We start from the raw sequence: 15,204 nt of genomic DNA on the forward strand, positions 1-15,204 counted from the left end.
ATGGTGGGGTGATACGTCGTCATGAGCTGTCGGACGCTGAGTGGGAACTTGTGCAGCCGTTGCTGCCTCGGCCCGTGTTGGGGCGGCCGCGGCTGGACGACCGGACGATTCTGAACGGGATCGTGTGGAAGTTCCGGACCGGGGTCGCCTGGCGGGACGTGCCCGACCGGTACGGGTCGTGGGCCAGCCTCCACACCCGTTTCCGCAGGTGGGCGGCTGACGGAACCTTCGAGCGGATGCTCCAGGCCGCGCAGGCGCAAGCAGACGCGGCAGGCGACATCGAGTGGCTCGTGTCGGTGGACTCCACCGTTGTCCGGGCCCACCAGCATGTGGCCGGGGCCCGAAAAGGGGGCTCCGCAGCCCGGCCCTCGGCCGGTCCCGCGGCGGACTGACCAGCAAGATCCACCTGGCCTGCGACGGGACGGGCCGCCCCCTGGCGTTTGTCCTGACCGGCGGGAACACCAACGACTGCACCCAGTTCACTGCCGTGATGGACGCGATACGGGTGCCCCGCATCGGGCCGGGTCGACCGCGCGGCAGGCCCGACCACATCCTCGGCGACAAGGGCTACAGCTCCAAGGCCATCCGTACCTGGCTGCGGCGCCACGGCGTCACGCACACGATCCCGGAATGGTCCGACCAGGTCCGCAACCGGACCCGGCGAGGCAGCCGCGGAGGCCGGCCGCCAGCCTTCGACAAGCAGGTCTACAAGCGCCGCAACGTGGTGGAACGGTGCTTCAACCGGCTCAACCGGCTCAACCGGCTCAACCGGCTCAAGCGGTGGCGCGGCATCGCGACCAGGTACGACAAGACCGCCCAGTCCTACCAAGCAGCCGTCACCCTCGCGTCGCTCCTGATGTGGGCGTGACACTTTGACGACAACTCCTAGATCACTCGGGGTGTGCCACCGCGTCCTTCTGGAGTTGTACGGCCGCCAGCAGGCTCAGCTTCGGCTCCGCCTGGCGCAGCGCCCTCACCGCGGCGACCGAGCCGATGTCACCGGTGAAACCCTTGGCCGTCAGCCGGGACCGGACCCAGCCGGCGCGCAGCTGGGCGTCGGTGGAGGCGGCCGTGGACTCGACAAGTGCGACGGCGCGTTCCAGGCCCTGACGCTCCTCGGGCGGGGCCTGCTCCAGGGCTTGACGGAGGGTCCGCGCGACCACGTCCGCGTCCCGGATGAGCAGTACGAAGTCGTGTTTGGTGTTCCGTCCCAGAAGTCCAGTCATGCCGATCATCGTGACGGTCGCCCTCCGTGGGCGGCAAGGGACTTGAGGAACGGCAGAGGTTCGGGCCGGGGGGCGTGTTCGGTCAGGAGTCACCGTGGGCGGCCCATTGCAGCATGGGTATGTCGCTGGGCATGTCGCGGAAGGCGATGGCGTCGCGCCGGGTCAGGCCCAGGGCCTCGGCCGTGCCCTGCAGCCCGGTGGCCTTGGTGACGTCGGCCGGGAGGATCTCCACCGAACTCGGTCCGCCCACCACGACGTTCAGGGTGGGGCCGGCGAGCGAGCGCGGCAGCTCCGCCAGCTGGTCCTCGCTGAGGGCGGGGTGCTGGACGAGGACGATCATGGGGGTTCCGGACCACAGCCCGTCGGTGCCGTCCAGGGTCGTTGCGAGACGCCGGGCCGCGGGGTGGGCGGTGAAACCGGGGCCCAGGCGGACTTCGTCGTCGAGGTGGGGCGGGGAGTACCGCCAGCCGCAGGGGGCCTGCCTGGGACGCCGCCGCTTCCAGGCAGGCGCGTGCGGCGTCGGTGTCCAGGAGCCTGGTGTGCAGCAGGGTGCCGCGTCCGCGTCGTAGAGCTGGCCGCCCTGTCCGCAGATGGCCAGCCCCGTGCGGTCGAGCTGGTCGAAGGTGTCTCGAGCCCAGTCCGAGCGGCACAGGGGGCCGTCCAGGTCGGTGGCGATGAGCCGGTACGCGAAGGCGTCCGCCGGTCGCGATCCGGCACTCCGGCCGGTGACGGTCTTCGTACTGTTCAACGGTGCTCGACTTCCTCGTGCGCGCGGGTGTCTACTCGAGCCCTCCCATCCGGGCCCTCCGTGACGGGATGGACGTTGAGCCCGACCGGCGCAGTCCAAGGACCCCGGATCGACGGCCGGCCGCGGCCTCGAGGGACGTGATCAGATCGGCCGTGCCCTGCGGCGCCGCCGACAGCCAGCGCTCCACGGGCGTGGCGAGAACCCTCTCCAGCAGTGTCCACACGCTCGAGTCGGTGTGCGGCATGGGATGTGTCCACTTCGTTGGCGTCAGCGCCGGCCCTTCACCGACTTCCCGAACGTAGTCGGAGGCCATATTTCGTTTCCCTCTCGCCCAGCGGCCGGCCGGCCCCGGATCACTCACCCATGCCTTACATCCGGGCGCGGGTGCGGCCCCTGCCCGCCAGAGTGATCCGACGGGTGCGGGTAAGAACCCTTGTGGGTGTTGTGGCTAGCGGTCCGCGAAGGGTTGCGTCACCGTGTGGCTCTACGAAGACAGTGACCCGCGGAGGATCGGTGTCGAATACGCGGTTGTCGACGCGAGTGGCCTTCGGGTGGATTCCGGGCACCTGAGGCCCCGTGGCCAGCGATGGGGAGGGTGTGTGGAAGAGCCAGGATTCCGTGTGCTGCTGACAGAGGCGGGAGACCGGAAGATGGAGGCTGTCCGTGCGATTCGGACGATCACCGGCCGCAGCCTCTGGAACAGCAAACTCCTGCTCGACAGTGCGCCCGTAGCGGTGACGGGACCCCATTGGCTCGAAGCCGCGGACGAAGCGGCCGGGCTCCTTGAGGACGCGGGCGCCCACGCGGCCATGCTGGGCGACTGGTGCGACCGCACCATCACGCCGGGGGCCGGCCCCGTCGACCCGGCCCCGTGCCAGGGGCCGTGGCCGGCCGATACCTGCCGGGCGAGTTGCCCCCCGGCAACGGACTGGGTACGACCCCTCCTCCGGGCGGTCCCGAGGCCAGGCCTGGCCGCCCGATAAGGTACGGGCCGCCGCTCGATCCGCCGCCGGTCGACTCGGGCCGGACCAGGTCCTCCTCGGCGGGACCCGAACCACGGAGACCGGGCAATAATCCGCTTGGCGGGCCGCGGCGGCCACTGCTACGTTTCCGGAGGCCGTGCGAGAGAACGAGGAGGTGGTACCCGTGAACGCAGTATCGACATGGGTGCTCCCCTCCGGGGTCACGGTCGGGCGATAGGTCGTCCGGGAGCGCCGTTTTACGAGCACTCCCGAAAGGCACGACCATGCACTTCACCTTCACCTCCGAACAGCGCCTCGACGACGGTGTCCTCGAGCGCGAGTTCATCCTCGGCGAGATCCCCGGCACCCTGTGGACGCCTGAATCCGCCGCACCGGCCCCGCTGATCCTGATGTCCCACAACAACGGCCTGCCCAAGGGGGACTCCCGACTGGTGGCCCGGGCCCGGCTGTCCGCGGCGTACGGTTACGCGGTGGCCACCATCGACGGTGCCGGGTGCGGTGACCGGCCCCGTTCCGCCGCCGCCGATCAGGCACGCGCCGACCTCCGCCGGGCGATGCAGGCCGGCGAGCCGGTCGACGAGATCTTCGAGTCGCTCGTCGGCCCGCTGGTCGAAGGGGCGGTCCCGGATTGGCGGACCACACTGGACGCCCTCCTCGCGCTGCCCGAGATCGGCGGCCCGGTCGGGTACGCGGGGTGGACCGCCCTCGGCATTCGGCTGGCGGCGATCGAGCCGCGCATCGCGGCCGCGGGTTTCTTCGCCGGGGGCTACGTGCCCCGCGCCCAGCGCGAGGAGGCCCGGCAGGTCACCATTCCGCTGCTGTTCCTGCTGCAGTGGGACGACGAAGGAAACCCCCGGCAGCGGGCCCTCGACCTCTTCGACGCCTTCGGCACCAAGGAGAAGACACTGCACGCCAATACGGGCGGGCACCTCGGCACCCCGGGGTTCGAGCGGGAGGACGGGGACCGGTTCTTCGCCCGGCACCTGAAGTGAGGCCGGGCCGCCAGGCCGACAGCAGTTGGTAGGCGTAGGCGTAGGCGTAGGCGTAGGCGGCGTCGGCCAGGATTCCGCTCATCGGGGCAGGTTCCGGTGCCCCTCGACGGCCCTGGCCGGCAGACGTACAACCGCCCCGATCGCGGCGGTACCAGCCACCGGCGGTACCGGCCGGTCGGGGCGGCGTACGCCTCCGACACCTACGGACGGCGGCGCGACACGATCACCACGGTCGGCGGCAGCCGAATCTGAGCGGAGGGGGCCGGTGGCGCGTACTGAGGAACAGCAGGGCGATCCTTCGTACGTACGAAGTTCTGGCCGCCCGCTCGTCGAACGGACGGCGGACCAGAGTCGATCACTGTCTCCGGGGGATACCGATGGCTGTAGAGATGGACCTGCCGCTCGGCGAGGACGCCGCCGCCGAGCGGCTCGCTGCCGAACTCACCGAACTCGGCAACGAGCGCTTCCTACGGGCGGTACTCGGAGACCGGGCGCACGTCCACCACCGCAGCACCGACCGCCTCGTAGGCTGGCCCACCGACACTCCGGAGTCCGCCGAACCCGCCTCCAGCCTGCTGCTGCGCGCCATCCACCTGTGCTTCACGGCCCACCTGCCACTGAGCCTCTCGCCCGACCTCCTCTGGTACGCCGTCGTGCACGAGGTGGCCGTCCACGTACGGCTGAACTCCGTTACGTACGCGGGCCTCTTCACCGAGACGCCCGGGCACCCGCAGACCGTCATCGTCCGCGACGACCTGGCTCCGCTGGACTGGGAGCGCTCGATCAACCTGGTCCAGCAGCCCCTGCGCGCCCGTATCGGCGACGACGCGGCCGACCTCTTCCAGCCCGACTTCTCGACCACCACCCCCGCCGACGCCACGGCCGCACTGGTGGCGCTGATGGACGTCGTCAGCCCGTACTACCGCTTCCGCTGGGTCACTCGCTGTGGCATACCCCGGATCCGGCTGGAGGGCACCGACCGGGACTGGCGCCTGCTGGCGGGCCGAGTGCGGGAACTGGAAGGGCGGTTCGAAGGCCTGCGGCCGTGGTTCGCCGCCCTGCATCCGGTACTGGACGCCATCAGCGCGACGGCCTCGGGCCGGGGAGCGGACCAGACGTTCTGGGGTTCGCTCTACAAGTGGGAGTCGGCGTCCGGCGGCGACCGGGTCACGGGCTGGATCAACGCCTTCTTCGCCCACCGGTACACCGACGACGGACCTTCCCCCAAGGGGTCGTTCGGCCCGGGTACCACCGACGAGGAGCACTTCCCGTCTCATGTGTCGCGCGTACCGTTCCGCTGGGAATCGCCGGCCGGCACATCGGAGATGGCCTTCCTCGGCGGTGTGCTCGGCATCGAACGCGAGGGGGAATGGATCCGTCCACGCCTCGGCCACGCCGTCGCGGAGCTCCTCCCCGACACCGAGCCCCGTGACGAACGACTGCCGGAGCCGTGGACCCTGGCCGACATCCAGCGCGTCACCGGCTGCCCGGAGGCTCAACTGCTCACTTCCCTCGGCGAGGTGACCCTGGACGGTGAGCCCCTCCGCGCCGACTGCGCGATCAATCTGGAGGGACTCTGCGCGGTGCGGGCGGGTGGCGACTGGTACCTCGGCGACCTCCTCTCCGATGCCGGCGACATCCAGTGCTGGGGCAACTACGGCCCTGACCTCGGCGGCGCGCTCCGGGCGCTCTGAGCGCCGGAGACCGGACGCGAAACGGCATGCGCGAGCTGCCGCTGGCCGTTGCCCGGTCGCCGTGGGCCGGCCGGCCGCGCCTTTGCACCGCGCTCTACCGAACCCGCCCTGGCCGGGGGCTGGACGAGGGCCACGCAGCCCTCTTGAACCGCGACCTCCCGCCCTGCCCCGCTCCGCCGCGACCAAGGCCTGGGCGGAGCGAGCAGCAGGCTGAGGGTGCCAGTGCTTTGACCGGGAAGGTTCGCCGGGTTGGGGTGTCGCGCGGGTGGGTGTCATGTTTCGTGCCGCCGCGTGTCCACAGATATGGCATGCGGTGCCGCCCGTTGTTCGTCGTCCTGCAAAGGAGTTTCATGTCTGACGTATCTGTTCGCCTCGCAACGATGCCGACCGTTCTGTGCTGGAACGCCTTTGGCTGATGTTCCGTCATGACCTGTCCGAGTTCGGCGGTCTGCTGCCCAACCCGGACGGGACGTTCCGAAGCGAATGGCTCGAGGCGGCTTTCGACGTGCGCGCATGAGGGCGAGGCCCGATGCTTCGAGCAGTGGAACATCGAGCAGAATCCTGGCGGCGCTGGAGGCATCGGGCACGATCGGCGCGTATCTCGGCGCCACCCGCTCCCCAAGAGTCCGGGGTCGACGGTCTGAAGCGGCTCGACCACATGGGGGCAGGCTGCGGCGTCGAGTGGGCGCCCGCCCCAGCGGATGCGCTTCTGTCTGCGGACACGGGCGTGTTCACGGCGTTGTGCTGCAAGGACGTCGGGGTGGCGGGCGTTGGCATTGCGCCAGCGCCAACTGCTGCAGCCGCTGCCGCTGCCGCCCGACTACGGGCTGTCCCGTAACTGCGGCCGTGGTGGGGTTTCGGCTGTCTGGGCACTCCTCAACATCAGCCGAAGATGAGCTCGACGCCCTCGTCTACGCAGAATCGTAGGACGGCGGTCAGCTGTTGGGCGTCCTGGATGTGCTGCTGGAGGATCGGTTCGTCGGGCTCCTCCTGTCACTGGCCGATCGCAGCGCAGTGGGCAGTCGAGAGGGCGTCACCACCGACATCCGGGTGATCGAGGAGCGGCTCCAGAGCGGTGGAGACGTCACTCCGCAGCCGGCCTGCGAAGTGGACAGGCTCGCCCAGCATGAGTACGTCGGCAACGGAAATGGTCACCGGGTGGCTGGTGTGATCACGGCGTCGGAGCCGTCTTGGATTGCGACGTCCTCCAAGGTTGGCCGAAGGCGATGCGACTGGTCGTCCGCAAGGAACGGCCCCACCCGGGCGCCCAGTTGAGATTCACCGACGCCGACGGACTGCGGCTCACCGCGTTCGCCACCAACACCACCGGCACCCCGATCGCCGCACTCGAGCTGCGGCACCGCCAGCGCGCCCGGGCCGAGGACCGCATCCAGGATGCGCGCGCCACCGGCCTGCGCCATCTGCCCCCGCAGGTCACCGCCGTGATCACCAGCGCGATCCAGCGGCTCGACGCCCTCCCGAACCCCAGCTGGCAGTCGCGTTCACTTCCCCGACGAGCCTGGTCAATCACCGGACCGTGGAACCCGGAGCCCACCGACGCGACAGCCGGGCCACCGCCACACCCACAACCAGCCCTGATGGGAACCGCGTCCTGAGGTGCTTACGGGGCTCCAGCGTCGATCTCCCGCGGGAGTTCCCCGGCATCGTCGTAGAGCTCAAGACTGAACGGCAGGCCGAACCGGGTCAGCAGTGCTGCCAGATCATCGAACCGCTGAGGATCAACGACTCCGTTCAGAAGCGTGTCACCCCCGGTCGGGTCGACCTCGATGCGACACCAGCCGGTCTCAACGAAGCGCTCGGGGCCCCTGCCAAACCGACACACAGATTGTTGTTGATCTCAAGCCGGACGGGATCGAGCCCCCGTCCCTCATCGGACATGTCCACAGGAGGATTATGAAGCAGGCCGCGATCCCCGAGCAGTGGAGCTCCGACTCGCGCCGGCGCCCGCTCTCCCGCAGTACTCATCGCATCACCGGCCTTCGCCGCCGGCCAGGAAGCCGCCACGCCCGGCGGACGCCGGCAAGGAAGTTCATGTCACTGTCATACACATCCCTTGTCACTCCCGTACCCACTCGCCGATGATCTGCGCCATGCCAGAAGATCTCCGTGCCGATCGCGCACAGGCCCCTGAGCTGCCGCGTCGTGTGCGGATCGGCTACGGGCTCGGTTCCCTGTGCACCGGTACCTTCTCCACCGTGCCGGGGCTGATCCTGCTCTACTACCTGACCAACATCCTCGCCGTCCCGCCGGCCCTGGCCGGGGCGGCGGTGTTCCTGCCCAAGGCGTGGGACGTACTCATCAACCCGCTGGTCGGCGCGGTGTCCGACCGGAGCCGGCTGCGCGGCGGGCCCCGGCGGCCCTTCCTCCTCATCGGCGCCTGCACCCTGCCGCCGCTCTTCGTCCTGCTGTTCGCCGCCCCTCCGCTGCGCGGCGCCGCGGCCGCCGGATACGTGGCCGTGGTCTTCGTGCTGGCCGCCACCGGGTACGCCGTCTTCCAGGTGCCGTACGTGACGATGCCCGCCGAGATGACAGAGGACCCCGCGGAGCGCGGCCGGATCCTCGGCTGGCGGGTCGGTTTCCTGGGAGTCGCGATCCTGCTGTCCGGGGCGCTGGCCCCGGCCGTCGCGCATGGCGACGGCGGCAGCCCGGCGAGTTACCGGGTGATGGGGATCGGCGTCGCCGTCCTGCTCGCCCTCGGCATGTTCGGCACCTGGTTCACCACCCGGTGGGCCCCCGAGGTGGCCCGCAGCGAGTCCGAGCCGTCGCTGCGCGCGCAGCTGGCCGCCGCCCGGTCCCACCAGCCGTTCCTGTACCTGGCCGGCATGTGGACCCTCCAGGCCCTCGCCGTCGGCGTGATGCTCGCGGGGGTCCAGTACTTCGCCACGTACACGCTCGGGTCGCCCACCGCCGTCACCCCGCTCTTCGCCTGCCTGATCGGGCCGCTCGTCCTGGTCATGCCGCTGTGGAACCGCGTCTCCCGGCGGTGGGGCGTGAAGAGCGCACAGTGGGGGGCCTCCCTCCTGTTCCTCGCCGGGGCCCTGCTGCTCGCCCTCACCCCGGTGGCCGGGTCCGGCCTCGGCTACGTGGCGGTCGTGCTCGTCGGCATCGCCTACGCCGGGCTGCAGTTGCTCCCGCTGACCATGCTGGCGGACACCCTCGCCGCCGACGCGGCCCGTACCGGCAAGCGGCGGGCCGCGACGTTCACCGGGCTGTGGACGGCCGCCGAGACCTTCGCCTTCGCGCTCGGGGCGGGCGTCTTCGCCCTGGTCCTCACACTGACCGGATTCGTATCCTCCGACGCCGACCACCGGGCGGCCCAGCCGGAAGCGGCCCTGACCGGCATCACGTTGGGGATGACCGTGGTGCCTGCCCTCCTCACCGCCGCCAGCCTGTGGCTGCTGCACCGCTACCGCGAGATACCCGGGACAGGGACAGGGACGGGGACGGGGACGGGGTCCGGGACAGGGCCCGAGATCGTTCCCGCACCGTCCGCATCCTCCCCATCGTCCGAACCGCCCCGCAGGAAGTGAAGAACTCCCGTGTCCACTGAACCCACCCGCGCCCTGCCCGGCGGCCGCACCCCGGACGAGGTACTCGCCGAACTGCGCGCCCTGCGCGCGGCCGACGCACCCACCCGGGGCGGCCGCACCTTCGCCTACGTCTACGACGCGGGCCTCGACGGCCTCGACGAACTGGCCGCCGCCGCGTACGGCGCGTACGCCACCGTCAACGGGCTCGACCCGACCGTCTTCCCGAGCGTGGCCCGGCTGGAGAACGATCTGGTGGGCGCGGTCGCGGCGCTGCTCGGTGCGCCCGGCGCCCAGGGCACGTTCACCAGCGGCGGGACGGAGAGCATCCTGCTCGCTGTGAAGACCGCACGGGACCACGCACGGGCCGTACGGGGGATCACCGCACCGCAGCTCGTGCTGCCGTCCACCGCGCACGCGGCCTTCCACAAGGCCGCCCACTACCTGGGGCTGGAGACCGTCCTCGTTCCCGTCGACCCCGTCACCTTCCGTGCCGACGCCGATGCCGTGGCAGCGGCGATCACCGACCGGACGGCGCTCGTGGTCGCTTCCACGCCCTCGTACGCCCACGGGGTGATCGACCCGGTGCCCGAGATCGCCGCGGCCGCCGCCGGGCGCGGGGTGCTCTGCCACGTCGACGCCTGCATCGGCGGTTGGCTCCTGCCCCACCTGAGGCGCGCCGGACGTGAAGTCCCGCCGTTCGACCTGTCGGTCCCCGGCGTCACCTCCCTCTCCGTGGATCTGCACAAGTACGGGTACGCCGACAAGGGCGCCTCCGTGGTGCTGTACCGCGACGCCGAACTGCGCCGGTACCAGTACTTCGCCCACGCGGGCTGGCCCGGGTACCCGGTCGTCAACCCGACCGTCCAGGGCACGAAGTCCGGTGGGCTGCTGGCCCAGGCCTGGGCGGTGCTCCAGTACGTCGGCGAGGACGGCTACACCGCCCTTGCCGCCCGCGTCGCGGAGGCTTCGGACCGGCTGCTCGCGGGCGTGCGCGGGATCGACGGCCTGCGGATACTGGGCGAACCGGCCGCCGGCCTGGTCGCGTTCACGGCCGAGAGCCCCGAGGCCGGGCACGGGCCCGACCTCAGCCTGCTGCTGCACCTCGCCGACGAGATGCGGGAGCGCGGCTGGTACCTGCAACCGCAGCTCTCCTTCGACGGTCTGCCGCCCAACCTCCACCTCACCCTGACCCCGGCCACCGTCGGCCAGGTCGACGCCCTCCTCACGGACCTGGCCACCGCCCTGGCGGCGGCCCGCGAGCTCAAGCCGGTCGTGGTGGACCCGGGGCTGGCCGAGCTGGCCGCCGGGCTCGACCCGGCGACCCTGGGCCCCGAGGAGATCACCGCCGTACTGGCTTTCGCCGGCCTCGGCGGTGACGCGGGGCTGCCCGCCCGGATGGCTCCCGTGCTGGCCCTGCTGGACGCGCTGCCGGTGCCGTTGAAGGAGCGGCTCCTCGCGGAGTTCGTGGGGTCGGTGTTCCGCGTCTGACTCCGTGGGCCGGTGCCGGTGTTGGCACCAGCACCGTGAGCCGTCGGCCGGACCGCCCCTTCCATAGAGTCGGGGAGGTCAGGACACCTGTGGCGCGGTGGTGTTCACTTCGGTCAGGCTGACCGTGCACAGCCCACCGCGCTCGCTCTTCACGTCCGTCACCTTCAGCTGCGTGCCCGGTGTGAGGATGTACTCCTCCTCCCCGGTGAAGGCGGAGAAGCTCCTGATGCCGACCGCGTGGGCGGGTGTCACCTCGAAGAGCGTCCGCTTGCCGCGGTTGCCGAGGAAGGACCGCGCCACCTTCGGCTCGGAGGTGCACGAGGAGACGCCCCACCAGGTGACCGTCCGGCCCACCGGGTACTGCGACCGCAGGTCCAGCGATACGCCGCGCCACAGCGGCTGCGTGTGTCCGGGCAGCCCGGACACCGCCGAGAACAGCAGCCGCAGGTACGGCAGATAGGGCGTGATCCTGGTGCGGTCCGGGGAGCGGAGGACAGCGTTGATCTCGCGGTAGAAGCCGGACTCGCAGGTGTAGAGGTACAGCGCGGCGATGGCGTCTGCGGACAGGCCGCCGGACGTCCCGTCCGCCCGTCGTTTGCCGAAGTCGCGTGACCGGACGATGTGTCCGGCGAGCCCGGACAGCGTCTCGGCCACCGGTGCGACGGCGTCCTGGAAATCCATCAGCGGGGTGTCGAACACCCCGGTGATCGTGGGGAGGACCAGGCCCTCGTCCTTGACGCTGGTGAGCCGCTCGAGGTACAGCTGGTGCAGGTTCATGGTCGACTCGATGAAGCTGCCCATGTGCGCCGCGACACCCCCGTCCACACCGGCAGCCCCCTCGTTCCACCCCTTGCTCGGCAGCCAGTCGATGACATCGGCACCCAGTGATGCGAGAGCCTCGTTCACCATGGCGAAGTGGTCGCCCTCGCAGAAGAGGTCGCCCTGCGCCGCCGGGTTCGCGTGGTCCAGGTGCCGGACCTCGACGTCGGGGTACTTCTCCTGGAGCCGCAGCACCACCCCCTTCAGGTTGCGCGCGTGCGCCCCCCACCAGGCGAACACGACCCCCCGGTCCTCCTCGTCGGCTTCCTGCTTGGCCTTGAGGATCTCCTCGACGATCCGTTCGGCGACGGGCCTCCAGAAGGCCGCGTGCTGATCGGTTCCCACCGCCCCGTCGCCACTGGCCGTGAGCGAGGCGTTCAGCAACAGCACGCCCTGGGTGAGCATCGCCTGGAACCACTCCGGCGGCTGGACGGTGTCGCGCTCCTTCAACAGCGCGCGGACTTCGGCGATGGGCGTCTTCTTGGCGATGCCGTACTTCCACATCGCCGCCGCCTTGATGAGGCAGCGGATGCTGACGACCCGGCCGAACTCGCTGTCCTTCCAGTCGTTGAAGGTGTTGTCGAACATCGCTATGCCGGTCGCGCTCTCCGGCCGCGGGTAGGGGTTCTGGCCGAAGGCGACGACCTTCCACTTGTGCGGCGGGTTGGGTTTGAGGGCCTGGAAGGTCAGCTCACGGACCGGGACGATCTCAGGGCCGCGGCCCTTCCCGATGAACCGGTCGGCGCCCGGCAGGGCCTCGATGACGGGCTTCAGGAGCGGAAGCCAGGGCTCCCCGCCGCCGCTGAAGAGTGGAGTGAGGGCCAGGGGGTCGTTCGTGTCGGGCTCGGGCTCGGGCGGCGCCGCGCCGTTGCCCGCGCCGTCGCCCGTACCGTTGTTGGCGTCGGCCGGAGCGGCCTTCGGCGGCACGATGCGTACCCGCTCCTCGACAGGGGCGTTCTCGATCCCGTTGAGCTGAGTGATGATCGTGGTGCGCAACTCGTCGTCGTCCTCGAACCAGTGGTCGTGGAAGAGCGTGTATCCGGTCCACATCAGGTTCGCGGACAGCCTGGCCGGGACCCGCCCGGTCTGCGCCCCCATCCCGACCAGCGCCACGGAGCGGATGCTGCCCGGAGCCTGCCGGTTCTGCCGGTGGACGGCTTGGAACGCGGCGGCGCACGCCAGTGCCACGTTCAGCGTGGCGCTCACGTCCTGCGAGGACCGCACCATGGTCGGCGTCGATATCAGGTACCGGGGAGCGGTGGCCCCCGACGGGACGCAGACCGCGCTGCCCACCGGGAGGGCTCCGGCGAACCGGTCGCGGATCGCGCGCTGCACGCGCAACTGGATGCCGGAGCCGAGATGACGCTTGATGGCGGCGTCGACCCCGCCGTCCATCCGGCCCCGGGAGTTCGTCGGCGTGACCCAGGCATCGACGTCCTCGTCGAGGATCGATCCCCGGCGGATCGCGATGCCGCGGGTGTCCGCGAACGCTGCCCGCCATGCCTCCACCACGCGCTCGTTCACATCCGTCAGCACGACCCTCAGCGTGGGCTGAACACTGCTCTCGGTCATCGTCCGCTCCTGTCGGGAAAGCTGCCCTCGCAACACCCCGAACGTAACCGCCACCACTGACAACGGGGCTCCTGGAGAGCGGTGATGACCAGCCGTCATACCTGCGGGCCCGCCGTCGGGGCGGGACGCGATCAACTCCCGGTCAGGGCCGCCGCCAGGAGTTCGGCGGTCCGGGCGATGAGGGGGTTGTCGGCCGGGGAGTCGGGGTGGGGCCCGGTCGTCAGGACGGCGATGACGAGGGGCGGCCGGTCGGGGGGGCCAGGCGATGGCCACGTCGTTGTTGGTGCCGTATTCGCCGCCCCCTGTCTTGTCGGCGACGCTCCATGCCGGCTGCAGGCCGGCCCGCAGCCGCTCGCCGCCCGTGGTGTTGCCCAGCAGCCAGTCGGTGAGCCGCCTCCGGTCCGCCGGTGCGAGCGCGGTGCCGAGGGTGAGGCGCTCGTAGGTCCGCCCGATGGCGTACGGGGTGGTGGTGTCGGTGACCCGCCAGGGTTCCGCGGAGTTCAGGTCCGGTTCCCACCGGTCCAGACGGGTCGTCGAGTCCCCGGTCGAGCGGGCGAAGCGGGTGACGGCGGTGGGGCCGCCCAGCTCGCGCAGGAGGAGGTTGGCGGCGGCGTTGTCGCTGAAGCGGATCGTGGCATCGCTCAGCTCCGCGACCGTCATGCCGCCGGCGAGGTTCTCCGGCTTGCCGGTGATCGGGGTGTGACCGGCGCGGGCGACGTCCTGCTGGGTGTAGTGGATGCGCTTGGCCAGGAACTCCCCGTCCCGGTCGAGGTCGCGCAGCACTGCGGCTACGGCCAGGGTCTTGAAGACCGAGCACATGGGGAAGCGCTCCCGCGCCCGGTACCGCACGGTGCGGCCGGTGGCGGTGTCGCGGGCGTAGACGCCCAGGCGGGCGGAGTGCTCCCGTTCCAGTTCCGCCAGTCGGTGGATGACCGTGCCGCTGCCGCCCGGACCGGAAGGTGCGGTCTCGGCGAATGCGTTTCCACTCGTCTGCAGCGAGACTGCCAGGGCCGCACCGGTTCCCCACGCGAGCAGGGTGCGTCGGGACGGGCTCTTTCCTGCGATGTCCACGGTCGTCCTCTTCCTCTCCGGACCAAGATCTCAACCGTTCACCACGCATGTCCCGCCGTGGTGGTTCCAAACAGATCATTTCGAGCGGGGAGGAAGGGAGGCGGCGCCGGGTGCCTCTGGCAGGATCGGCGGGTGAACGAGCACGAGAGCGGCGGACGCGACACAGCGCGCGACACCGGCCGCGGGACCGAGCGCGACACCGGGCGCGGCACCGAGCCGGACTCCGGTCAGGGCTACCTGCTGGACAACCAGCAGGCACAGGCGGGTATCCGCTTCGGCGCCCTGGCGGAGCTGTTCGACCCCGTCACCTTCCGGCACGTGGACCGGCTCGGCATCGGCCCGGGAATGCGGTGCTGGGAGGTGGGAGCGGGCGGGCCGTCCGTCCCGCGCGGACTGGCCGAGCGCGTCGGTCCGGCGGGTGCGGTCCTCGCCACGGACATCGACGTCTCCTGGACCCGGGCGGCCACGGGCGGGGTGGTGAACGTCGTCCGGCACGATGTCGCGGCCGATCCGCCGCCGTCGCCCGGTTCGTTCGACCTCGTCCACGCGCGGCTGGTCCTGGTGCACGTCGCCGACCGTGCGGAGGCGGTACGCCGGATGGTACGTGCGCTGCGGCCCGGCGGCTGGCTGCTGCTGGAGGATGCCGACCCCATGCTGCAGCCGCGGCTGTGTCCGGAGGAGTCGGGCCCCGAGGAGCGATTGGCGAACCGGCTGCGATCCGGATTCCGTACCTTGATGGCGGCCCGCGGCGCGGACCTCTCCTTCGGACGGACCCTGCCGAGGGTGCTGAGGGAGGCGGGCCTGGCAGAGGTGGGCGCCGACGCGTACTTCCCGATCACTTCCCCGGCCTGCGCCGTGCTGGAGGACGCGACCGTGCGGCAGATCCGCGGACTCCTGGTGGCCGAGGGGCTCGCCGATGACCAGGAGATCGACCACCACCTCGCGAACGTGGCCACCGGCCGGCTCGATCTGGCCACGGCCCCGATGATCTCCGCATGGGGCCGCCGGCCGCTCTAGAGTCCGTCGAGTACGGCCGGCGAGCCCGCCGAAGGCGATGAGG

General features: G+C 70.9%; 12 protein-coding genes and 4 pseudogenes. 10 read left to right on the forward strand and 6 right to left on the reverse strand.

Annotated features, from left to right (window positions below; genetic code table 11):
- Window positions 1-11 precede the first annotated feature (11 nt).
- Window positions 12-868 (forward strand): annotated as a pseudogene (locus tag OG389_RS35370) (IS5 family transposase).
- A 22-nt stretch (window positions 869-890) separates the two neighbouring features.
- On the opposite strand, the gene OG389_RS35375 reads toward OG389_RS35370, so the two are convergent.
- On the reverse strand, window positions 891-1,226 hold the full coding sequence (locus OG389_RS35375; RefSeq protein ID WP_328303274.1) for a hypothetical protein: 336 nt from the start codon (window positions 1,224-1,226) through the stop codon (window positions 891-893).
- A gap of 82 nt (window positions 1,227-1,308) precedes the next feature.
- On the reverse strand, window positions 1,309-1,974 hold the full coding sequence (locus tag OG389_RS35380; protein ID WP_328303275.1) for an HAD family hydrolase: 666 nt from the start codon (window positions 1,972-1,974) through the stop codon (window positions 1,309-1,311).
- A 620-nt stretch (window positions 1,975-2,594) separates the two neighbouring features.
- Here OG389_RS35380 and OG389_RS35385 point away from each other — a divergent pair.
- From OG389_RS35385 to OG389_RS36935, 5 genes are all read left to right on the forward strand, one after another.
- Window positions 2,595-2,957, forward strand: a complete 363-nt coding sequence (locus tag OG389_RS35385) for a ribosomal protein L7/L12 (protein WP_328303277.1) — start codon at window positions 2,595-2,597, stop codon at window positions 2,955-2,957.
- A gap of 263 nt (window positions 2,958-3,220) precedes the next feature.
- A complete protein-coding gene (locus tag OG389_RS35390) occupies window positions 3,221-3,949 on the forward strand; it encodes a dienelactone hydrolase family protein (protein ID WP_328303279.1) in 729 nt (242 codons plus the stop codon).
- 96 nt (window positions 3,950-4,045) lie between these two features.
- Window positions 4,046-4,201: a hypothetical protein gene (locus tag OG389_RS35395; RefSeq protein WP_328303281.1), complete on the forward strand. Its 156-nt coding sequence runs from the start codon at window positions 4,046-4,048 to the stop codon at window positions 4,199-4,201.
- Window positions 4,202-4,326: 125 nt separating this feature from the next.
- On the forward strand, window positions 4,327-5,643 hold the full coding sequence (locus OG389_RS35400; protein WP_328303283.1) for a DUF4419 domain-containing protein: 1,317 nt from the start codon (window positions 4,327-4,329) through the stop codon (window positions 5,641-5,643).
- Window positions 5,644-6,037: 394 nt separating this feature from the next.
- On the forward strand, window positions 6,038-6,160 hold the full coding sequence (locus tag OG389_RS36935; RefSeq protein WP_443059397.1) for a hypothetical protein: 123 nt from the start codon (window positions 6,038-6,040) through the stop codon (window positions 6,158-6,160).
- A 168-nt stretch (window positions 6,161-6,328) separates the two neighbouring features.
- Here the strand turns inward: OG389_RS36935 and OG389_RS35410 are convergent.
- Together OG389_RS35410 and OG389_RS35415 are read right to left on the reverse strand one after the other, a co-directional pair.
- A pseudogene (locus OG389_RS35410) lies at window positions 6,329-6,430 on the reverse strand (integrase); the annotation flags it as partial.
- Between the two features lie 206 nt (window positions 6,431-6,636).
- Window positions 6,637-6,798, reverse strand: coding sequence for a hypothetical protein (locus tag OG389_RS35415; protein ID WP_328303285.1), 162 nt, complete (start codon window positions 6,796-6,798; stop codon window positions 6,637-6,639).
- Window positions 6,799-6,842: 44 nt separating this feature from the next.
- Between OG389_RS35415 and OG389_RS36940 the strand changes: the two are divergent.
- From OG389_RS36940 to OG389_RS35430, 3 genes and pseudogenes are all read left to right on the forward strand, one after another.
- A pseudogene (locus tag OG389_RS36940) lies at window positions 6,843-7,259 on the forward strand (IS1380 family transposase); the annotation flags it as partial.
- Between the two features lie 495 nt (window positions 7,260-7,754).
- Complete coding sequence (locus OG389_RS35425; protein WP_328303287.1) at window positions 7,755-9,194, forward strand: MFS transporter; 1,440 nt, start codon at window positions 7,755-7,757, stop codon at window positions 9,192-9,194.
- 9 nt (window positions 9,195-9,203) lie between these two features.
- The gene (locus tag OG389_RS35430; protein ID WP_328303289.1) at window positions 9,204-10,682 is read left to right on the forward strand and encodes a pyridoxal phosphate-dependent decarboxylase family protein; all 1,479 of its coding nucleotides are present in this window, start codon (window positions 9,204-9,206) and stop codon (window positions 10,680-10,682) included.
- A 78-nt stretch (window positions 10,683-10,760) separates the two neighbouring features.
- On the opposite strand, the gene OG389_RS35435 is transcribed toward OG389_RS35430, so the two are convergent.
- Both OG389_RS35435 and bla read right to left on the reverse strand, forming a co-directional pair.
- Complete coding sequence (locus OG389_RS35435; RefSeq protein ID WP_328303291.1) at window positions 10,761-13,172, reverse strand: macro domain-containing protein; 2,412 nt, start codon at window positions 13,170-13,172, stop codon at window positions 10,761-10,763.
- Window positions 13,173-13,204: 32 nt separating this feature from the next.
- Window positions 13,205-14,144: pseudogene (gene bla / locus OG389_RS35440) on the reverse strand (class A beta-lactamase).
- 237 nt (window positions 14,145-14,381) lie between these two features.
- Here bla and OG389_RS35445 point away from each other — a divergent pair.
- On the forward strand, window positions 14,382-15,161 hold the full coding sequence (locus OG389_RS35445) for a class I SAM-dependent methyltransferase (RefSeq protein WP_328304351.1): 780 nt from the start codon (window positions 14,382-14,384) through the stop codon (window positions 15,159-15,161).
- Window positions 15,162-15,204 lie beyond the last annotated feature (43 nt).

This window comes from Streptomyces sp. NBC_00435 (assembly GCF_036014235.1).
Lineage (GTDB): Bacteria > Actinomycetota > Actinomycetes > Streptomycetales > Streptomycetaceae > Streptomyces.

Bases quoted from the DNA above. Each gene is read 5' to 3' on its own strand.
- OG389_RS35375 (WP_328303274.1), bottom strand. From the start codon at position 1,226: ATGACTGGACTTCTGGGACGGAACACCAAACACGACTTCGTACTGCTC.
- OG389_RS35390 (WP_328303279.1), top strand. From the start codon at position 3,221: ATGCACTTCACCTTCACCTCCGAACAGCGCCTCGACGACGGTGTCCTC.
- OG389_RS35400 (WP_328303283.1), top strand. From the start codon at position 4,327: ATGGCTGTAGAGATGGACCTGCCGCTCGGCGAGGACGCCGCCGCCGAG.
- OG389_RS35425 (WP_328303287.1), top strand. From the start codon at position 7,755: ATGCCAGAAGATCTCCGTGCCGATCGCGCACAGGCCCCTGAGCTGCCG.
- OG389_RS35435 (WP_328303291.1), bottom strand. From the start codon at position 13,172: ATGACGGCTGGTCATCACCGCTCTCCAGGAGCCCCGTTGTCAGTGGTG.